16 protein-coding genes and 1 pseudogene are annotated in these 19,640 nt (G+C 70.2%); 9 read left to right on the forward strand and 8 right to left on the reverse strand.

Annotated features, from left to right (window positions below):
* Positions 1-119 precede the first annotated feature (119 nt).
* Positions 120-2,063: an N-6 DNA methylase gene (locus ABGB18_RS23360; RefSeq protein WP_347697694.1), complete on the reverse strand. Its 1,944-nt coding sequence runs from the start codon at positions 2,061-2,063 to the stop codon at positions 120-122.
* 76 nt (positions 2,064-2,139) lie between these two features.
* Between ABGB18_RS23360 and ABGB18_RS23365 the strand changes: the two genes are divergently transcribed.
* Together ABGB18_RS23365 and ABGB18_RS23370 are read left to right on the forward strand one after the other, a co-directional pair.
* Positions 2,140-2,910 carry a protein phosphatase 2C domain-containing protein gene (locus ABGB18_RS23365; protein ID WP_347697695.1) on the forward strand — a complete coding sequence of 257 codons (771 nt, stop codon included), beginning with the start codon at positions 2,140-2,142 and terminating at the stop codon, positions 2,908-2,910.
* A 181-nt stretch (positions 2,911-3,091) separates the two neighbouring features.
* Positions 3,092-3,931, forward strand: a complete 840-nt coding sequence (locus tag ABGB18_RS23370; protein WP_347697696.1) for a CHAP domain-containing protein — start codon at positions 3,092-3,094, stop codon at positions 3,929-3,931.
* A gap of 11 nt (positions 3,932-3,942) precedes the next feature.
* Here ABGB18_RS23370 and ABGB18_RS23375 read toward each other — a convergent pair whose 3' ends face one another.
* Positions 3,943-4,992, reverse strand: coding sequence for a glucose 1-dehydrogenase (locus tag ABGB18_RS23375; protein ID WP_347697697.1), 1,050 nt, complete (start codon positions 4,990-4,992; stop codon positions 3,943-3,945).
* 101 nt (positions 4,993-5,093) lie between these two features.
* Between ABGB18_RS23375 and icmF the strand changes: the two genes are divergently transcribed.
* The 3 genes from icmF to ABGB18_RS23390 all read left to right on the forward strand — a co-directional run bounded on the left by icmF (position 5,094) and on the right by ABGB18_RS23390 (position 9,738).
* On the forward strand, positions 5,094-8,288 hold the full coding sequence (icmF, locus tag ABGB18_RS23380; protein ID WP_347697698.1) for a fused isobutyryl-CoA mutase/GTPase IcmF: 3,195 nt from the start codon (positions 5,094-5,096) through the stop codon (positions 8,286-8,288).
* Between the two features lie 110 nt (positions 8,289-8,398).
* Positions 8,399-8,899 carry a thiol peroxidase gene (gene tpx / locus ABGB18_RS23385; protein WP_347697699.1) on the forward strand — a complete coding sequence of 167 codons (501 nt, stop codon included), beginning with the start codon at positions 8,399-8,401 and terminating at the stop codon, positions 8,897-8,899.
* 92 nt (positions 8,900-8,991) lie between these two features.
* Positions 8,992-9,738, forward strand: coding sequence for a helical backbone metal receptor (locus tag ABGB18_RS23390; RefSeq protein ID WP_347697700.1), 747 nt, complete (start codon positions 8,992-8,994; stop codon positions 9,736-9,738).
* Positions 9,739-9,747: 9 nt separating this feature from the next.
* Here ABGB18_RS23390 and ABGB18_RS23395 read toward each other — a convergent pair whose 3' ends face one another.
* Genes ABGB18_RS23395 through ABGB18_RS23410 form a run of 4 tightly spaced genes read right to left on the reverse strand, consistent with a single transcriptional unit; the run spans position 9,748 to position 14,067 of the window.
* Entirely contained in the window at positions 9,748-10,896 is a 1,149-nt protein-coding gene (locus ABGB18_RS23395; RefSeq protein WP_347697701.1) for an ROK family transcriptional regulator, read from the reverse strand.
* A 3-nt stretch (positions 10,897-10,899) separates the two neighbouring features.
* Complete coding sequence (locus ABGB18_RS23400) at positions 10,900-11,745, reverse strand: carbohydrate ABC transporter permease (protein ID WP_347697702.1); 846 nt, start codon at positions 11,743-11,745, stop codon at positions 10,900-10,902.
* Positions 11,732-12,697 carry a sugar ABC transporter permease gene (locus ABGB18_RS23405; RefSeq protein WP_347697703.1) on the reverse strand — a complete coding sequence of 322 codons (966 nt, stop codon included), beginning with the start codon at positions 12,695-12,697 and terminating at the stop codon, positions 11,732-11,734. The genes ABGB18_RS23400 and ABGB18_RS23405 overlap by 14 nt, the downstream gene beginning before the upstream one ends.
* Positions 12,694-14,067: an extracellular solute-binding protein gene (locus ABGB18_RS23410; RefSeq protein WP_347697704.1), complete on the reverse strand. Its 1,374-nt coding sequence runs from the start codon at positions 14,065-14,067 to the stop codon at positions 12,694-12,696. Before ABGB18_RS23410 ends, ABGB18_RS23405 begins: the two co-directional genes overlap by 4 nt.
* 561 nt (positions 14,068-14,628) lie before the next feature.
* On the opposite strand from ABGB18_RS23410, the gene ABGB18_RS23415 reads away from it, so the two are divergent.
* The 3 genes from ABGB18_RS23415 to ABGB18_RS23425 are packed head-to-tail and all read left to right on the forward strand — an operon-like array spanning position 14,629 to position 17,578.
* Positions 14,629-15,480 carry a zinc-binding alcohol dehydrogenase gene (locus tag ABGB18_RS23415; RefSeq protein ID WP_347697705.1) on the forward strand — a complete coding sequence of 284 codons (852 nt, stop codon included), beginning with the start codon at positions 14,629-14,631 and terminating at the stop codon, positions 15,478-15,480.
* Positions 15,477-16,262 (forward strand): sugar phosphate isomerase/epimerase family protein, encoded by a 786-nt coding sequence (locus ABGB18_RS23420; RefSeq protein ID WP_347697706.1) that lies wholly within the window; start codon positions 15,477-15,479, stop codon positions 16,260-16,262. Before ABGB18_RS23415 ends, ABGB18_RS23420 begins: the two co-directional genes overlap by 4 nt.
* Positions 16,259-17,578, forward strand: coding sequence for a hypothetical protein (locus ABGB18_RS23425; RefSeq protein WP_347697707.1), 1,320 nt, complete (start codon positions 16,259-16,261; stop codon positions 17,576-17,578). The genes ABGB18_RS23420 and ABGB18_RS23425 overlap by 4 nt, the downstream gene beginning before the upstream one ends.
* A 108-nt stretch (positions 17,579-17,686) precedes the next feature.
* Here the strand turns inward: ABGB18_RS23425 and ABGB18_RS23430 are convergent.
* Positions 17,687-18,556: pseudogene (locus ABGB18_RS23430) on the reverse strand (zinc-binding dehydrogenase); the annotation flags it as partial.
* 4 nt (positions 18,557-18,560) lie between these two features.
* Positions 18,561-19,211, reverse strand: coding sequence for a Gfo/Idh/MocA family oxidoreductase (locus ABGB18_RS23435; RefSeq protein ID WP_347697708.1), 651 nt, complete (start codon positions 19,209-19,211; stop codon positions 18,561-18,563).
* 228 nt (positions 19,212-19,439) lie between these two features.
* Here ABGB18_RS23435 and ABGB18_RS23440 point away from each other — a divergent pair, with 228 nt between their 5' ends.
* Positions 19,440-19,634, forward strand: a complete 195-nt coding sequence (locus ABGB18_RS23440) for a hypothetical protein (RefSeq protein WP_347697709.1) — start codon at positions 19,440-19,442, stop codon at positions 19,632-19,634.
* Positions 19,635-19,640: the final 6 nt, after the last annotated feature.

A 19,640-nucleotide genomic window follows, 5' to 3' on the forward strand; every position in this document is an offset into this window, starting at 1 on the left:
CTTTCGGGAAAAAATACACCGTTGGACCGGCCTGGAGGAGCGGGAGCGTAGCGACCAGAGCGGGGGAAGGCGGCGGCGTGTGGCGATCGAGCCTGCCTCATGGAGTGAGCTTGCCCGCCTCACGGGGTGAGGCCATGGGCGGGTGGGTGCAGGTGGCCGTCGGCGAGGCCGTCGAGGCCGAGCCGGATCAGCGCCTGTCCCAGCGTGGAGGTCTCGCGGATGGCGTCCTCCAGCACGGCGAGCTGCCGGAAGGCCTCGCCGTAGGCCTTCTGGTCCTTGAGCGACAGCCGCGGCAGGCGGGTGCGGCGCACGTCGAACCGGCTGGAGCCGGTCGTCACCCGCCCGCCCGCGGCGCGCAGGAAGCCGGCCAGGAAGTCGGGGTCGAGCCGGCGCGTGTCCACCCGGTAGAGGGTCAGGTGCGGGCCCAGCACCGCGCCCCCGTCGGCCATCACCCGCACGCTGGAGTAGGAGGCCACGACGTCGCCGGGCCTGATCGTGATCAGGCCCGGCTGCGCGGCGGTGGAGCCGGAGGGCGGCGCGCCGTTGAGCACGTCGTCCGAGGTGAGGACCGGCACGTCGCCGCCGTCGGCGGACATCTTGGGCGGGGCCTGCGACGTGGTCACCAGGCCCTCCTTGATCAGGTCGCCGATCGTGGTGGCGGGCTGGTCGAGCGGCTGCTCCAGGATCTTCAGGTCGGGCGGCACGGCGGCTGCGGCCAGGAAACGGTCGCGGGCCTCGGCGTAGGCCTTGCCGACGTCGTCGCGCCGCTGGTGGCGGGCCGGGGTCATGTCGACCTCGTCGGCCAGCAGGTCGATGATGCGCACGGTCTGGTCGGAACGGTCCTCCAGATAGGCCGCCCAGGCGGGCTCGACCGCCGACAGGTCGGCCGTGGCGTCCAGGATCAGCACGTCCGACGGCGGCCGCTCGCCCGCCGCCGGGCGGCGCAGCAGCCACAGGTCGGAGCCCGGCAGCGCCACCACCGCCCGCAGTGCGCCGGCGCGCAGGAGGTTGGCGCGGATGCGGCGGCCGGCTTTGCGGCTGGCCGCCGCAGGGGGCATGAGGATGGCGACCAGGCCGCGCGGCTTGACGTGGGTGAGGCAGTGCTGCACCCAGGCCAGCTCCGGCTCGCCGCGCGGCGGCAGGCCGTAGACCCAGCGCGGGTCGCCGGTCAGCTCCTCGTAGCCCCAGGCCCGCTCGTTGAACGGCGGATCGCACACGATCGCGTCGGCTCGCACGCCTGCGAAGCCATCGGCGCGCATCGAGTCGCCGGTCACGACCTCGGCCTCGACGCCGCGCAGCCGCAGCCGGGAGGCGGTGATGGCGGCCGAGGTCTCGCTGAGCTCCTGGCCGAGCATCCTGGCCGTCGAGTGCGGGCCTCCCGGCGCGGTCCGGGTGGGGCCCAGGAGCAGGGTGCCGACGCCGCAGGCCGGGTCGAGCAGCGTCGCGCCGTCGTCGCCCACCAGCCGGATCATCAGCTCGGCGACGTCCTCGCGGGTGACGGACAACTGCCGGGAGTGCGCCTCCAGATAGCGCTCGCAGAGGAACTCGTACGCGGTCAGCGGCCCGTGCTGCGCCGCCAGCTCCAGAACGAGCCGGGCCAGCTCGGGCTCCATCCCGGCAGGCTCCGGCCCCTCCGAGGCCGTCCGCCCGGCCACGCCATCCGCCGGAGCCTCGCCGGTGACGCTGGTCACATCGGCGTCCGTCGCACCGCCTGTCGCCGCAGCGTTCGGAGTGCCCGCCGCATCGTCGCCAGGGGTGCCCGCGGCACTTGTGACGTCGCGGGTCAGGAGCGTGCCCGCCTGGGCCACCAGCTCGCCCAGGCGCAAATCACCCGCGGCTTTCAGGCGTTGCCACACCCGATCTCCCAGGGAGACCTGGTAGGACTTCCCATAGCGGCGCAGCCACGACTCGACCTGGCGCAGCGAGAACAGCGGCTGGTTGGCGGTGCCGCCGATGGGCTGAGGGAAGTCGTCGTGGCGGCGGCGCCAGTTGCTCACCGCGGCACGCCCGACGCCGGCGAGCCGGGCGATGTCCCCGGCATTGACGGTCGGGTCGTGGCTCATGAGGCCCACAGTAGTTCACAAGAGTCTTCAGCGCATCTGCTTGTGAAGTCTTTCAACCAATGATTTACTGCAGGGTATGAAGCACAACATCCGCTATGCCGCCGGATCAGACGTTGGCCGCCGCAGGGAGCAGAACGAGGATTCCGGCTATGCGAGTGGCCGGTTGCTCGTGGTGGCCGACGGGATGGGTGGGCACGCGGCCGGCGAGCTGGCGAGCTCGGCGGCGATCGCCGTCATGCGCGAGTTGGATGCCACGCTTCCCGAGACGGGCTCCGACCTGGAGACGGCCTTGGAGGGCGCCGTGCACGAGGCGGCGCGCAGGCTCGTCGAGCTGGCCGACATCGACCCCGCGCGACGGGGGATGGGGACCACGGTGACCGCCATGTTGTGGGACGGCTACCGGTTCGCCCTGGCTCATCTGGGTGACTCCCGCGGATATCTGCTTCGCGACGGCGCGCTCTACCAGATGACCAAGGATCACACACTTGTGCAGTCGATGGTGGACGAAGGGCGGATAACGGAGGATCAGGCCGCCGTGCACCCCCGGCGTTCGATGGTGCTGCGGGTGCTGGGCAGCGAGGGCAGGGCCGAGCCTGACATGGCGCTGCGCGAAGCCGAGCCTGATGATCGTTACCTCCTCTGCTCCGACGGCCTCACGACCGTGCTGGGTCCCGAGGTTCTGCACGAGGTGCTGACCACGGTGGCAGACCCGGGCGCGGCCGTCCAGCGGCTCATAGATCTGGCCAACGAGGGCGGCTCGCCCGACAACGTGACCGTGATCGTGGCCGACGTGGTCGCGCCGGGCGCGGGGGACACGGGCCTCTATCGCGTTGGCGCCGGCTCCTAACAGATGTAGTAGTCAGCCCCATCAGTCTCAGCAGCCACCTGACCGATTTTTCGGCTCATTGTGAGACAACTTCCGTATGATCCGCGCACCTTCGCGATGGCGCTACTACAGTCCATCGTGATCTGTCGGTTTTCTGGGAGGAGTCACCCTGGACCCGATCGCGGACGAGCTGCTGGAAACGGTGCGGCAGGAACTCGGCTACAAGGAGAAGAGCGGCCAGTCCACCAAGTTCGGCCAGTGGTACGCGGATCGTGTCCAAGACCCCCAGTTCCGCAATGCGCCGTGGTGTGACATGTTCCTCGCCTGGGCGGCGGACAAAGCCGACATCAGCGACTATGTCGGCGAGTTCGCCTGGACGCCGTCCCACGCGGCCTGGTTCATCGAGCAGGGCGCGTGGACGCAGAAGCCCGAGCCGGGAGCGCTGGTCTTCTACGACTGGAGCGGGGGCAAGAGCTACAAGGGCGTCGACCACGTGGGGGTCGTGGAGCGCGTCAACGGTGAGAAGATCCACACCATCGAGGCGAACGTCGACCGCGTCTGGCTCAAACGCAAGACCAGGGAGACGGACAAGGTCGTCGGGTACGGTGTGCCGCGCATGGTCAAGGCCAACGCCGAGCGCCTCGACGAGATCCGTTCCACCGAGCGGCCGTTCGTGTCGCCGCCGCGGCACGAGGGCGGGCACGGCTCGCCGCTGGATTTGCTGGGCACACCGCCCGCGCTGCTCGCCGCCATGGTGCTCGTGACCGTCGTGCTCTCGTTACGCGTCACCGGCCGCCGCCGCGGCACCCACCGCCGGCTGCCCTGGCCCTGGAACGCGCCATCCACCCCCGACAAGGCCCCAGCCAAGGAGAAGGCCCTGGTCATCGGGAGGGCGCCGGTCGCCGAAGAGAGGCCGCAGCCCAAGCCGCACCCCGCCCCGGCCCAGCCTCGCCCGGCCCGTTCCCGGGTCCCCGCGGGCCCGGCCCTTCAGCCGGCCAAGCACCCGTCCCCCGCCAGACGCAGACCCTACGGGCCTGACTGAGGGCTGGGTGCTCACGTGGTGAGGTCGATGACCGCCTTGATGTCGTCGGCGGGTTCGAAGGCCGCCAGGGCGTGCTCCAGCGGCAGCCGCCGGGTGACCAGCCGCCGCAGCCACTTGGGGTCGGCCCGCGCCAAGGCCGTCGCGGCGGCCCTGAAGTGCCGCAGGTTGGCGTTGACGCTGCCGACGACCACGTCGTTCTCCAGCACGATGTCCCGATTGACCATCCCCGCGTCCACCTGGAACGCCCGGCCGCCGGGGGAGAGACCGCACAGGCAGACGATGCCCGCGGCGGCCGTGGCGGTCATGGCCTCCAGCACGATGGAGCCCGCGCCGGTGCACTCCATGATGAGATCCGGCCTGGCCCGCGCGAAGCCCTCCAGCGAGCCGGCCGAGTGGTAGGTCGCGCCGAGCTCGGCCACCAGGCTCGACTTGAGCCCCTCCGGCGCCCGGTCCAGCACGTGCACCTCCAGCCCGCGCTGCCGCCCCATCAGCGCGGCCAGCAGCCCGACCGGCCCGGCCCCGGTGACCAGCACCGAGCGGGGCTCGAACCAGGCCCGGGAGCCGATCCGCTCGATCTGCTCCCACGCCTTGGCGACCACTGACGCGGGCTCGACCAGCATGCCGACGCTTTCCAGCGCGGGATCCAGGCGTACGGTGTAGGCGGCCTTGAGCGTCCAGCGCTCGCTGGCGTACCCGTCGAGCTCCTTGATGCCGCGCTCGGTGTAGCGGCCGTTGCGGCACATGTCGAACTCGCCCCGCCCGCAGGCCCCGCACGGCACCGGGTCGGGGCGGCGCACCACGCCCACCACCAGGTCGCCTGGGGAGAAGGCGGAGCCCTCGGGCGCCTCCAGCACGCGGCCGAGCGACTCGTGGCCGATGACCATGCGTTCCCGGCCGGGCGGCGGCCAGCCGTATTCGCCCGCGACCAGCTCCTTGTCGGTGCCGCAGACGCCCACGGCGAGCCCCCGCACGAGCAGCTCGCCCGCGGCCGGCCGCGGATCCGGCACCTCCTCCACGTCGAGTGTCCCCGGCTTGCCCGGCGCATACGTCAGCGCGCGCATACGTATCACCTCCTTGCGAGGTCCCTACCCGGTCGTGGCACGGAAATAGTAGGACGTCCTAGTATCTTAGTGAGAGAGCTCTCACGAAGGAGTGATCAGGCGTGCACGTCCCGGTACACCCAGTCCGTTTCGTGACCGCCGCGGCCCTGTTCGACGGCCATGACGCGGCGATCAACATCATGCGACGCATCCTCCAGTCGCAGGGCGCCGAGGTCGTCCACCTCGGGCACAACCGCTCGGTGGACGACATCGTCACGGCCGCCATCCAGGAAGACGTCCAGGGGGTGGCGATCAGCTCGTACCAGGGCGGGCATGTGGAGTTCTTCACGTACCTGGTGAAGCTGCTGCGCGAGCGGGGCGCCGGGCACGTCAAGGTGTACGGCGGCGGGGGCGGCGTGATCGTCCCCGAGGAGATCGAGTTGCTGCACTCGCGCGGGGTGAGCCGCATCTTCTCGCCCGAGGACGGCCAGCGCTACGGCCTGCCCGGGATGATCAACCAGTTGATCCAGGAGTGCGACGTCGAGCTGGGCGGCCCGCCCTCGGTCGAGGCCGTCATGTCCGGTGACCCGGCGGCGCTGGCCCGCGCGATCACCCTCATCGAGTCGGGGCGCGCCCCCGCCGACCTGGTCGAGGGCCTGCGCGGGACCCGGGAGCGGCGCGCGCCCGTGCTCGGCATCACCGGCACCGGCGGCTCGGGCAAGTCCTCGCTCACCGACGAGCTGGTCCGCAGGTTCCGCGTCGACAACGACGACAAACTGCGCATCGCGATCATCGCCATCGACCCGACCCGCAGGCGTGGCGGCGGCGCGCTGCTCGGCGACCGCATCCGGATGAACAGCCTGTCCCCGCAGACCTACTTCCGCTCCCTGGCCACCAGGGGAGCGGCCAGCGAGGTGCCCGCCTGCCTCGACGACGTGATCAACGCCTGCCGGGCCGCCGGCTACGACCTGGTGATCGTCGAGACACCCGGCATCGGCCAGGGCGACGCCGGGATCGTGCCGCACGTGGACGTGCCCGTCTACGTGATGACGCCGGAGTTCGGCGCGGCCTCCCAGCTTGAGAAGATCGACATGCTGGACTTCGCCGAGGCCGTGGTGATCAACAAGTATGAGCGGCGCGGCGCGGAGGACGCCCTGCGCGACGTCCGCCGCCAGCTCGTACGCAACCGCGAGGCGTTCGGCGTCTCACCCGACGAGATGCCGGTCTTCGGCACCATCGCCGCCCGCTACAACGACGCCGGGGTCACGGCCCTCTACCACCACCTCAAGGGCCTGCTGCCGACCGGGGAGAGCCCGGGCCTGCTGCCCGAGGTGCCGGGGCGCACGTCCGAGGCCTCGGCCGCCATCGTGCCGCCCGCCAGGGTGCGTTACCTGGCCGACATCGCCGAGACCGTACGCGCCTACCACGCCGAGACGCTCGCCCAGGCCGAGATCGCCCGCCGCCGCCAGCAGCTCACCGCCGTGCGCGCCCTGCTGGACGACGAGCGGCTGGCGGAGCTGGAGAGCCGGGCCGAGGCGGAGCTCAGCGACGAGAGCCGCACCCTGCTCGACACCTGGCCCGCCGTCAAGGAGCGGTACACCGCCGACGAGCTGGTCGTGAAGGTGCGCGACCGGGAGATCCACACCCCGCTGTGGCGGGAGACGCTCTCCGGCAACCGCATTCCGCGGGTCGCGCTGCCCCGCTACACCGACCATGGAGACCTGCTCAGGTTCCTGAGGGGAGAGAACCTGCCGGGGGCGTTCCCGTTCACCGCCGGCGTGTTCCCGTTCAAGCGTGACGACGAGGACCCGACCCGGATGTTCGCCGGCGAGGGCGACCCGTTCCGGACCAACCGGCGCTTCAAGCTGCTGTCCGAGGGGCAGCCGGCGACCCGGTTGTCCACGGCGTTCGACTCGGTGACGCTCTACGGGCGCGACCCGGACCTGCGCCCTGACATCTACGGAAAAGTCGGCACCTCTGGGGTCTCCATCGCGACGCTCGACGACATGAAGGTGCTCTACGACGGCTTCGACCTGGCGGCCCCCAACACGTCGGTGTCCATGACGATCAACGGCCCCGCGCCCACGATCCTGGCCTTCTACCTCAACGCCGCCATCGACCAGGCCAGGGACCGCTTCCGCGCCGACCACGGCCGCGACCCCGACGAGTGCGAGGACCACGACCTGCGCGCCCGCACCCTCGCCACGGTCCGGGGCACCGTCCAGGCCGACATCCTGAAAGAGGACCAGGGGCAGAACACCTGTATCTTCTCCACCGAGTTCTCGCTCAGGATGATGGCCGACATCCAGGAGTGGTTCATCAGCAACGGCGTGCGCAACTTCTACTCGGTCTCGATCTCCGGCTACCACATCGCCGAGGCCGGGGCCAACCCGATCAGCCAGCTCGCGTTCACGCTCGCCAACGGCTTCACGTACGTGGAGGCGTACCTGGCGAGGGGCATGAAGATCGACGACTTCGCGCCCAACCTGTCGTTCTTCTTCTCCAACGGCATGGACCCCGAGTACAGCGTGCTCGGCCGGGTGGCCCGCCGCATCTGGGCGGTGACCATGCGGGAGCGGTACGGCGCCGCAGAGCGCTCGCAGAAGCTGAAGTACCACATCCAGACCTCCGGCCGGTCCCTGCACGCGCAGGAGATGAACTTCAACGACATCCGCACCACCCTGCAGGCCCTGATCGCCATCTACGACAACTGCAACAGCCTGCACACCAACGCCTTCGACGAGGCCGTGACCACCCCGACGGCCGACTCGGTGCGCCGGGCCATGGCGATCCAGCTCATCATCAACCGAGAGTGGGGCCTGGCCAGGAACGAGAACCCGCTGCAGGGCTCGTTCATCGTCGAGGAGCTGACGGACCTGGTGGAGGAGGCGGTGCTGGCCGAGTTCGAGCGCCTGTCGGACCGCGGCGGCGTGCTGGGCGCGATGGAGACCGGCTACCAGCGCGGCAAGATCCAGGATGAGTCCATGCTGTACGAGATGCGCAAGCACGACGGCTCGCTGCCCATCGTCGGCGTGAACACCTTCCGCAACCCGCGCGGCGACGACGAGCCCGAGCCCCATCACCTGGAGCTGGCCAGGGGCACCGAGGAGGAGAAGCGCTCGCAGCTCGACCGGCTGCACTCCTTCCACGAGCGCAACCGTTCCGAGGCCCCCGCCCGGCTCGCCCGGCTGCGCGAGGTGGCGATGTCGGAGGGCAACGCGTTCGAGGTGCTCATGGAGGCGGCCCGACACTGCTCGCTCGGCCAGATCACGGACGCGCTGTTCGAGGCGGGCGGCCAGTATCGGCGCAACGTCTGAGACCGCCCGCGGGCTCATGCGACCGGCCGATCGGCGCGGGCGGTGCTGGGGCGGCGGGAGGCGCGCCGATAGGATCACGGTCCGGGGAACATCGCTATCAGGAGGCTTTCATGTCCGACGTCAGTTTCAAGGGCAACCCCATCACCGTGGGCGGCACCTTCCCGCAGCCCGGAGCCGCCGCTCCCGCGTTCCGCCTGGTGGGCGCCGACCTCGCCGAGCGCTCCCTGGACGACTTCGGCCAGGCGACCAAGGTGCTCAACATCTTCCCGAGTCTCGACACCGGCGTCTGCGCGGCCTCGGTGCGCCGCTTCAACGAGATCGCCGCCGAGCACCCCGGCGTGGTGGTGCTCTGCATCTCCGCCGACCTGCCGTTCGCGCAGAAGCGCTTCTGCGGCGCCGAGGGGCTCGACAAGGTGACCACGCTCTCGCTCATGCGGGGGCGCGAGTTCCTGACCGACTACGGCGTGGCCCAGGAGTCCGGGCCGCTGGCCGGGCTGGCCGCGCGGGCGGTGGTGGTGCTCGACGGCGACAACAAGGTGGTCCACTCCGAGCTGGTGCCGGAGATCACCCAGGAACCCGACTACGACAGCGCCCTGACCGCTCTCAAGTAGAGCGACCCTCCGCCCCGCACCGCCCGGGACACCCCTGGCGGCGCGGGGCGGCCAGGGCCGGCCGGTGGCGGTCGCGGATCTAGGCTGGCGATGTGGACGACACAGGTGCTCCCGTCAGGATCCCCGACACCGTGCGGCGGATCGTGTCCCTGGTGCCGTCGCTGACCGAGTCGGTGGCGGCGACGGTCCCCGAGGCCCTCGTGGGCGCGACCGACTGGTGCTCACACCCGGCCGACCTCGATGTGGCCAGGGTCAGAGGCACCAAAAACCCGGACCTGGACGCGATCAGGCGGCTGCGCCCGGACGTCGTGCTGGCCAACGCCGAGGAGAACCGCGCGCCCGACATCGAGGCCCTGCGCGACTCGGGCATCGCGGTCTGGGTGACGAAGATCGAGACCCTGGCGGAGGCGTTCGCCTCGCTGGAGCGTATGTTCACGCACGCGTGCCGTACCGGCCGCCCCGGGTGGCTGGACGCGGCGGAGGAGGCCTGGCGCGAGCCCGGAAGGGGTCCGCGGCGGACGGCGATCGTGCCGATCTGGCGCCGGCCGTGGATGGTGGTGGGCCGCGACACGTTCACCGGAGACGTGCTCAGGCACCTCGGCGTGGACAACCTCTACACGGGCCACGCGGAGCGCTACCCCAAGATCCCGCTGCCCGAGCTGGTCGAGCGCCGGCCCGACCTGGTGGTCCTGCCGGACGAGCCGTACGCCTTCAGCGAGACCGACGGGCCCGAGTGCTTCCCCGGCCTGGACTGCGCGCTGGTCAGCGGCCGCCTGCTCACCTGGTACGGTCCCTCACTGGTCACAGCCCCCGCCCTCCTCCGTCATGCTCTCGGCTGAGGCGCGAGGTCACGTCGTGGTCGCGGCCAGGGCGGCGTCCACGGAGGCGGGCGAGAGCACGTGCTCCATGACGATCACGGCCATCCCCACGATCCCCGCCCGGTCGCCCAGCGAGGTCGTGACGATCTCCAGGTTCCTGGTCGTGTAAGGCAGGCTGCGCCGATAGACGATCTCCCGGATGCCCGTCAGGTAGTGCTCCCTGGTCTCCGCCATGTCCCCGGCCAGCACCAGCACCCCCGGGTTGAGCAGGCTGACCGCCGTGGCCAGCACGATGCCCAGCGTGCGCCCCGCCTCCTGGGTGCGTGCGATGGCCACCGGGTCGCCCGCCTGCACCAGCCGGACCACGTCCCGGCTGTACTGCGTGCCGAGGTCGGTGGCCAGGGCGTGGCCGCTGGCCAGCGAGGCCACGCAGCCGCGCGAGCCGCACGTGCACACCCGGTCGTCGGTCTCCCGCAGCCGCACGTGCCCGATGTTCCCGGCGGCCTCCTCGACGCCCCGGTAGATCTGCCCGCCGATCACGATCCCGGTGCCGATCCCGGTGGACACCTTGATCAGGATCAGCGAGTCCGTGTCCCGCCAGGAGGACCACCACTCGCCCAGCGCCATCGCGTTGGCGTCGTTCTCGACCAGGATGGGCACGTCGTAGATCTTGCCCATCGCCGCCCCCACCGGATGGTCGTCCCAGCCCGGCATCAGGAACGACCTGATCACCCGGCCGGTGGTGTGGTCCACCGAGCCGGGCAGGTCCAGGCCGATGCCGCACACATCGTCGGCCGGCCGCCCGCTCCTGTCCAGCATGCGCTGGAACGCCTCCCGCACCCACGACAGCACGGCCTCGGGGCCGAGCTCGATGCGCATCTCGGTGCTTTCCTCGGCCATCGGGCGGGCGGCCAGATCGGTCAGCGCCACCCTGGCGTGGCTGGCGCCGAGGTCGGCGACCAGCACCAGGCGCTTGGTGGCGTCCACGTCGAGCATGGAGGGCGGGCGGCCGCCTCCCGAGGCGCCGACGCCGGACTCGTGGATGTATCCGGCGTCGATGAGCCGGTCGACCCGGTCGGTGATCGTCGACCGGGACAGGCCGGTGTACTCGATCAGTTCTTTGCGTGTCCGGCAGGTGCCATTGCGGATGAGCTGGAGGATTTGCCCTGCCGTCAGCATGGTCTACCCCTTCTCTGCTCCTGCCGTGAGGCCCTCCGTCAGCAGTCGTTCACTGGCGAAGAACACGATCACGATGGGCAGCGTCAGCACCACCGATCCTGCCATCAGGACCGTTGTCGGGATCTCTATGCTCCCCGCCAGTTGCGAGAGCCCCAGCGAAACGGTCCAGCTCTCCCTCCTCTCCACCAGGAAGAGCAGGGCGAACAGGAACTCGTTCCAAGCGATCATGAACGCGTAGAGGCCGGTGGCCATCAGCGCGGGCTTGGACAGTGGCAGCACCACGCGCCAGATGGTCGACAGTCTCGTGCACCCGTCGATAGCGGCCGCTTCCTCCACGCTTTGCGGCACGGTCTCGAAGTAGTTGCGGAGCATATATACCGTGACGGGCACTGTTTGCGCGATATAGACAAGAATCAGGCCGACCAGCGACCCCCGTAGCCCGAGCATCGTGAACAGCACGAACAGCGGGATGGCCAGCACGATCGCCGGAAACAGGTAGACGGCCAGGAACAGGAAGTGCACCTGCCGGCGTCCGAAGAAGCGCAGCCGCGCCACCGCGTAGGCGCCGGGGATGGAGATCAGCAGCGTGCACGCCACCGACGCGACCGCGATGATCGCGCTGTTCTTCAGGAAGGTCAGGAAGCCCTGCCTGGTCAGCACGTCCGCGTAGGTGTCCAGGGTGAAGCTCCGCGGCCACAACGAGCCCGGCTCCAGGATGAGCTCCTGGATGTCGCGGACGGACAGCATCACCATGTAGAGGAACGGGAACGCGGTGATCAGGAAGAGGAAGACGATCACCAGCGGCCTGAGCACCTTGAGGAGCCCTCGCTCGAACCTATCTCTGGTCACGTTCACCCCCGGCGAAGAAGCGCAGGTAGATGGCCAGGAAGACGGCCAGGAAGACGGCCAGGACGATCGCCTGGGCCGCCGAGGCGCCGATGTCGTCGCGGGCGGTCAGGAAGTTGTAGACGCGCACGCTGACGACCTCGGTCCCGGCCCCGCCGCCGGTCAGCAGGTAGACGTCGTCGAACTTGGTGAAGGTGAACACGAACCGCAGCACCGACAGCAGCGCGATGATCCGCCAGAGCTGCGGCATGATCACGTAACGGAACCGCTGGGTCGGCGTGGCCCCGTCCACCACGGCGGCCTCGTCCAGCTCCGCCGGCAGCGCCTGCAGCCTGGCCAGGATGAACAGGAACGCGAACGGGAAATACCGCCACGCCTCGAACGCGATCACCGTCAGCAGCGCGACCGGCACCTGCACGCCCAGGAACTCGCCCCTGGCCTGCGTGAGGAAGGCGATGGGCTCGCTGAGCCAGGTGTTGACGATGCCGTACTGCGGGTTGAGCATCGTCTCCCACAGGAACGCCACCGCCACGACCGGCGCCACGTACGGGATGAGGATCGAGGCCCGGACCAGGGTCCGGCCCCTGAACCGGTCGCGCAGCGCCAGTGCCGTCACCAGCCCGATCGCGATCGACGACGCCGTCCCGGCGACGGTGTAGACGAGCGTGTTGACCAGGGAGGACCAGAAGCCGGGTGCGGAGACCACGTACGCGAAGTTCTCCAGCGTGTAGTTTCCGAAGACCCCCACCCGGCGGATGTTGATCAGCCGCGCGTCCTGGAACGCCAGCATGATCGCCCACGCCAGCGGCAACACCACCACGACCAGCGTGATGATCAGCGTCGGCGAGATGAGCGCGAGCCCGGCGCGCCCCTCCTGCTCCCGCAACGTCCGCCCGCGCGGGCGGCGCCCCGGCGGCGCCGGCGGCCCCTCGGTGCGGGCGGGCGTCGCGGTCATTGCCTGATCCCGCGTTTGATCGACTCCACGTCGGCCTTGGCCTGGGCGGCGGCTGCCTGCGGGGTCAGCGATCCGTCGGCGACCGAGCTGAGCGCCTTGGGCACGGGCAGCTCGCCCATCGTGGCCCCGACCAGCTTGCCCTGCCCCTGCGGGATGCCCCAGCGGGCGAACGTGTCGGGGCTCTTGCGCAGGGCGTCCAGCACGTCGGCCGGGTAGATGTCGGCCAGCGGTTTCTTGGTGTCGACCCCGGCGGGCAGCTCGTCCCACTTGTCCTCGAAGCCCCTGCGGGTGGGGAACTTGCCCTCGGGCGCCATGCCGATCCAGCGCTCGTAGCCCTCGTTCATCATGTAGGCGACGAACTTGGCCGCCGGGTCCTTGGCGGCGTCACGGGTGATCGCCCACGAGACGATCTCGCCGTACTGGGTCGGCGCGCTCCCGTCGGGACCCTTCAGCGCCGTGACCACGCCGGTGTTCCTGGCCAGCCACCCGGGGTCGGCGCGGCACTCCTGGCAGCTCGGCGTCGCGTCCTTACGCAGGCCCGCCAGCTCGTCCAGGATGAACGACGACCAGATCGTCATGGCCGCCTTGCCGGAGAAGTAGGTGGCCCGGGTGGAGTCGACGTCCTGCTTGCCCTTGACGGAGTAGTCCCTGGCCAGCTTCGCGTAGAACGCGAAAGCCCTGACACACGGCGGCGAGTTAAGGGTGATATTTCCGGAATTGTCGACGAGCTGGCAACCGTTCGCCTGGGCGACGTACTCGAAGCTCTGCGCGGTGAAGGAGTCCTTCGGCGCGATGGCCAGCGTGATGCCCGCCATCCCGCCGGTGTTGAGCTTGGCCGCCGCGGCCTCCAGGCTCTCGTACGTCTCCGGCGGCCGCAGCCCGGCCCGCTCGAACAGGTCCTTGCGGTAGAGGATCAACTGCGCCCACCCGTCGCTGGGCACGGCGAGCAGGCTGCCCCCCGAGCTGTCGAGCTCCAGGGCACGCGCCGAGAACGAGTCCCGGCCGAGCCGGTCCACGACCTTGCCGGGCGTCTCGGTGTCGAGCAGGTCGTTGGCCTCCAGCTCGCGGACGGCCGCCAGCGGCAGCGCCCCGATCACGTCGGGCAGGTCGCCGGCCGCGGCCGCGGCCGTCATCGTCTGGCTGAACTGGTCCTCGGCCACCCCGACCAGCTTCACCTGGATCCCGGTCTTCTGGCTGAACTCGGCGACGATCGCGTTCTGGACGGCCATCCGGTCCGGGAGGTTCTCCTCCGTCCAGACCGTGATCTGGTCGGCCGCGGGCTGCTCCTCGCCACCGCCGTCACCGCAGGCCGCGAGGGAGGCAGCGATCAGTAGTGCGGCGGAGAGGATGGCGGTTACCTGTTTCGGCATGGCACGCTCCTCCGATTTGGGGATATGCCGCCCCTACCCCAGTCAGGTTTGGGCAACGTGCGGTAGGCGATAACGAGACCGGTCTGTACCCTCACCGTGCTTCCGCGCGGCAAAGATGATCAGATCCGGAAAAAATCTACTTTTTCCGCGTTTCGGTCATCCACGGGTCACCCGTCGGCCTGGAAACCCCCTGGCGCACGGGCACGCAGACATTGTCGGTAAGGTGGCTTTCCGGAAGACACGCTGGCAGAAACCCCGATTTCACCAGCCGCCCCCGATGGAAGTCGTAGACTTAAGAGTGTTACGAGCGCAACTAACGTCTGCCAACGACTCGTAAAGCTTCGACTTTTGTTTGATCATTAAGCGTAAGTGTGGGGAATGCGCGTCATCACTTTTCAACAGCCAGGTCATGTCCGCGTCAGTGTGGAGTCACCCGCTGTCATGGTGCCGGGTTCCGTACGTGTGCGTACGATCTATTCCGGAGTCTCCGCGGGCACTGAACTAACCGCCTATCGCGGCACTAATCCATACCTAAGCCGTAAATGGGACACCGAACGCAGGTTGTTCGTCGACGGGGAGACACATGCCTACCCGCTGACCGGCTGGGGTTACCAGGAGGTCGGCGAGGTGGTGGAGGCGGCGCCCGACGTCGCCGATCCGCCCGTCGGCAGCCTCGTGTGGGGCATCTGGGGCCACCGGGCCGAGGCCACAGTCCCGGCCGCCAAGCTGGTCGGCCACGTGCTGCCGCCCGGGGCCGACCCGCTGACCGGTGTCTTCGCCCGGGTCGGGGCCATCGCGCTCAACGCCGTACACGCCGCCGACGTGCACCTCGGCGACCAGTTGGCGATCTTCGGCCAGGGTGTCATCGGGCTGCTGGCCACCCGCCTGGCGGTGCTCAGCGGCGCCCGGGTCGTCGCGGCCGACGCCATCCCCGACCGGCTGGAGCTGGCCCGCGGGTTCGGCGCGGCCGAGGTGTTCGACGTGCGGTCGGGGTCGGTGGCCGAGTTCACGCGCAAGCGCATCGAGGGGGCCGACTCCGTCATCGAGCTGAGCGGCAGCCACCAGGGGCTGCACGAGGCGATCAGGACCGTGCGCCGGGGCGGCCGGGTCGTGGCCGCCGGGTTCTACCAGGGCGACGGCATCGGGCTGCGGCTGGGCGAGGAGTTCCACCACAACCAGGTCCAGCTCGTCTCCTCCCAGATCGGCGGCGTCGCCTCCTGGCTGGCGCACCGGTGGGACGTCGAGCGCCTGCAGCGCACGTTCATGCGGCTCGTGCACGAGGGCCAGGTCGAGGCCACCGCGCTCGTCAGCCACGTCCTGCCGGTCGAGCGCGCCGCCGAGGCCTTCGACCTGCTCGACCAGCACCCGTCACAGGTGCTCCAGCTCGTCTTCACCTTCGAGGAGTCACAGTGAAGCTCGCCGTACAGGAGCAGCTTCTGCCCGGTCGCACGCTGCAGGAGAAATACGCGTTCGCGGTCGAGGCGGGATTCGATGCCATCGAGTTGCGCGGCAAGGGCGACTTCCACTTCGCCGGTCGGCTGACCGAGCTCAAGCGGGCGCTGGCCGACGGCGTGGTGATGCCGACGGTGTGCGTGGACATGCCGCACTTCATCGGCGACTTCGACCCGGCCAAGCGCAAGGACGCCATCCAGCAGCTCAGGTCCCAGCTCACGGTGATCGGCGAGCTGGGCGGGCTGGGCGTCATGACCCCGGCCTCCTGGGGGCAGTTCTCCCGCCGGCTGCCGCCGTTCGAGCCGCCGCGCAGCCCCGAAGGCGACCGCGAGGTGCTGACCGAGGCACTGGGCGTGCTCGGCGAGCACGCGCAGCGCAACGGCGTGCTGATCATGCTGGAACCGCTCAACCGCTACGAGAACCACATGGTCAACACCCTCGCCGAGGCCGTCTCCTACTGCTCCATGGACTCGATCAGGGCGGTCGGCGACACCTACCACATGAACATCGAGGAGGACGATCCCTGCCGCTCGCTGGCCGAGGCCGCGCCCTACCTCGCGCACATGCAGATCAGCGAGTCCAACAGAAACCAGCCCGGCACCGGCCACCTCGACTGGGGCGCCCAGCTCGCCACGCTCGACGCCGTCGGCTACGACGGCTACCTCGCCCTCGAATGCCGGCTCCGCGGCGAGCCCGAGATCGTCCTTCCCCAAACCGCAGCCTTTGTGAGGAAGTACCTATGATCCTCCGCGACGCCGTGCGTGTCCTGGTCGCCAACTGGGACGGCGGCTACACGGTCCCCTCCCGCCGTCTCTACCCGCACCAGTGGAGCTGGGACTCGGCCTTCACCGCGATCGGCAACGCCCGCTGGTCGCCGCGGCGGGCCCGGACGGAGCTGCTCTCCCTGTTCGGCGCCCAGTGGGAGGACGGCAGGGTGCCGCACATCGTGTTCAACCCGCGGGTGCCGGACGGGGCCTACTTCCCCGGCCCGGAGTTCTGGCAGGTCCGGGCGCCCTCCGGGAGCGCCACCTCGGGCATCGTCCAGCCGCCGGTGCACGCGCTGGCCGCGTGGAAGGCGCATCTGGTCGAGCCCGACCCGGCGTTCCTGCGCAGGATCTATCCCCGGCTGGTGGCCCAGCAGGCGTTCCTGCGCGCGGCCCGCCGCTCGCCCGAGGGCCTGATCTCGATCGTGCATCCCTGGGAGTCGGGCATGGACAACAGCCCGGCCTGGGACCTGCCGCTGAGCGCCGTGCGGCCGGGGCAGGCCGGGTTCGTCCGCCGGGATCTCAACGACGTCAGCGCCGACGAGCGGCCCACCGACCGCGACTATGAGCGCTACGTGGCGCTCGCCCGCGCCTACCGCGACTCCGGCTACCGCGATCCCGGCGCGTTCCATGTCGAGGATCCGCTGTTCAACGCCGCGTACGGGGCGGCGGAATGCGCGCTCGCCAGGATCGCCGACGTGTGCGGCCTGGACCCGGAGCCGCACGAGCGCGAGGCGGCCGCGATGACCGCCGCTCTGGTCGAGAACCTCTACGACGACGGCCTCTTCCACCCCCGTGACCTGCGCACCGGATGCCTCGTCCGCTCCAACAGCGCCGCCGGGCTGACCCCGCTCATGCTGCCGGAGCTGCCGCGCGAGATCGTCAACGCGCTGGTCGGCACGGCGCTGGACCGGTTCGCGCTCAAGGACGGGGTGCTGCCCAGTTTCTCCCCGGCCGCGCCCGAGTTCGACCCGGCCCGCTACTGGCGGGGCCCGAGCTGGATCAACCTCACCTGGCTGGTCTGGCAGGGGCTCAAGGAGCGCCGTCCCGACCTGGCCGGCCCGCTCGCGGACGGTGTGATCAGTGCGGTCACGCAGTCCGGCTTCCGCGAATACTTCGACCCGTTCACGATGCGCGGGCACGGCTGCCGGGACTTCAGCTGGTCAGCCGCCCTCGTCCTCGACATGGTCGCAGAGCACGGCCTGGATGGTCTGCCGGCGGCGGGCCGCGAGGTCGGCGAGGAAGCCGGGGGCCTCGGGGAATCCGACGACGTCAGTGATCACGTGCTCGCGTAGCGGCCCGCCGCGCTCGCGGAGCAGCCCGATCGTCTCGTGCGAGAGCCGTTCCCGGTCCCAGGCGTGCGCCAGGCCGCGCGGCACCCGGCCGATCTGGGCGCAGCGCACGGTGAGCCCGTTGTGGTGGAACTCCTCGCCGAGCCGCACCTCCTCCGCGCCCTGGGTGTAGAAGGCGAGGTCCACCAGCGTGCCCTGGGGGCGCAGCAGCCGAAGCCCGAGCGCCAGCGCCCTGGGCCGGCCGCGGCACTGGAAGACCACGTCGGCGCCGCGGTCGTTGGGGCCGTGCCGCCAGCGGCGCTTCAGCGCCACCGCCGGGTCGTCGTCGGCGGCCAGCACGTTCGCGCCGAGCCGGTCGGCGACCCCGAGCCTGGCCGCGGTCTCGTCCACGACCACGACCTCGGCGGCGTCGGCCAGCATCGCGAAGCAGGCCGTCAGCAGCCCCACCACGCCCGCGCCGACGACCGCGACCCGCCGCCCGCGCACGCCGTCCCCCAGGTTCCGTACGGCCGGACCGTGCAGGTCGTGGGCCGCGTGCAGGAGGCCGTTGGCGCAGATCGGGCCCATGTGGGCCACGTAGACGCCGAGCACCGGGTCGAGGTCGTCGGGCAGCGTCACGAACCGGTCGGTCATCGGGTCGGCCACGTACGCGGTGCGGTGCCCGTACGCCATCGCGACCAGCGACCCCTCGGCCACCGCCCGCGTACGGGTCTCCACCACCAGGCCGACCTGCATGTAGCCGATGCCCCGTACCGGGTAGCTGACCGAGGGCGTGCCCTCCGTGAACAGCCCGAGCGCCGGGTCCCAGGACGAGGTCAGGTAGGGGTTCGTGCCCTTGACGTAGGTGAGTTCGGTGCCCGCGGAGACGCCGCTGTGCGTGGTCGCCACCAGGAAGCCGCCCTCGGGCAGCTCGGGCAGCTTCTCCTCCACCAGCTTCACCCGTCCGGGCGCCTCGATGCTGAGCACCGCGGTAGCGTTCATGGCCTCACTCCGCGAAGTGTGCTGGGGCACCGGCTGCCGCCGCCGCTCCGGCGGGTTCGAGGGTCACGGGTCCGCCCTCGGCCGCGGACCGCGCGAGCGCCAGGGCCAGGCGGTGGGTGCGCAGGGCCTCCCGGTACGGCACGCGTACGTCGGCGTCCAGGCCCCGTACGGCGTTGATGAACTCCCGGTCCACCCGCGTCTTGGCCTGGCCGTCGTCCTCGATCACCCGTTCGCCGTCCACCAGCAGCCGGGTCTCGCTCAGCTCCAGCGCGATGCCCTCGGCGCACACCTCCAGGCCGACCCGGTGCTTGCGGGTGAGCAGGCAGGAGGTGGCCAGCAGCCCGGCCGCGCCGTCCGCGAACCGCAGCACCGCCGCCGTGGCCCGGTCCACCTGGCCGTCCGCCTCGGGAGCCCCGCTCGGTATGGCGTGCACCATCGTCACCTCGCCCACCAGGAGCCGCGCCAGGTCCAGCACGTGGACCGCCTGCTCCACGATCTGGCCGCCGGACCGGCCGCGGTCCAGCCACCAGGCGACCGGGGGCACCTTGTCCAGCCAGTGGCCGAGCGCGAGGCGTACCGGGCGGCCGGCGAGCAGGTCACGGGCCCGGGTGGCGATATCCAGATAACGCCAGTGATGACCGACGGCGGAAGGCAAAGATCGCCGTTCTATTTCGGACGCGATCAATTCTGCGGTTTGGAGGTCAAGCGAAAGGGGTTTTTCGACAAAAATAGGCAGATTGCACGACAGAGCGTCATGTTCCGGGTTACCGTGCGCGAAAGGAGGCACACAGATGTAGACGGCATCCAGGCCGCCGGTACTGAGCAAGTCCGCATGAGAACCATAGGCGGGGGTGCCGTGCTTTGAGGCCAGCTCCTCGGCCCTGTGGGGATCTATGTCGGCGATCCCAGCGATCGTGACATCGGGGAACCCGGACAGGACGTCGGCATGACGAGCGGCGACATTTCCGGCACCTATGATGCCGACGCGAATCATCGGGGACATAATCCGGCATATGCCACTTCTAGCCGCGACCAAACAAAAATGTTCGAAGGCGTATGGATCGGGCAGAAGCCGTGACCTCTT

The organism is Nonomuraea sp. B12E4, from assembly GCF_039871825.1.
Classification (GTDB): Bacteria; Actinomycetota; Actinomycetes; order Streptosporangiales; family Streptosporangiaceae; genus Nonomuraea.

Bases quoted from the DNA above. Each gene is read 5' to 3' on its own strand.
- ABGB18_RS23360 (WP_347697694.1), bottom strand. From the start codon at position 2,063: ATGAGCCACGACCCGACCGTCAATGCCGGGGACATCGCCCGGCTCGCC.
- ABGB18_RS23375 (WP_347697697.1), bottom strand. From the start codon at position 4,992: ATGCGCGCGCTGACGTATGCGCCGGGCAAGCCGGGGACACTCGACGTG.
- ABGB18_RS23395 (WP_347697701.1), bottom strand. From the start codon at position 10,896: ATGCTGACGGCAGGGCAAATCCTCCAGCTCATCCGCAATGGCACCTGC.
- ABGB18_RS23365 (WP_347697695.1), top strand. From the start codon at position 2,140: ATGAAGCACAACATCCGCTATGCCGCCGGATCAGACGTTGGCCGCCGC.
- tpx (WP_347697699.1), top strand. From the start codon at position 8,399: ATGTCCGACGTCAGTTTCAAGGGCAACCCCATCACCGTGGGCGGCACC.
- ABGB18_RS23410 (WP_347697704.1), bottom strand. From the start codon at position 14,067: ATGCCGAAACAGGTAACCGCCATCCTCTCCGCCGCACTACTGATCGCT.
- ABGB18_RS23405 (WP_347697703.1), bottom strand. From the start codon at position 12,697: ATGACCGCGACGCCCGCCCGCACCGAGGGGCCGCCGGCGCCGCCGGGG.
- ABGB18_RS23425 (WP_347697707.1), top strand. From the start codon at position 16,259: ATGATCCTCCGCGACGCCGTGCGTGTCCTGGTCGCCAACTGGGACGGC.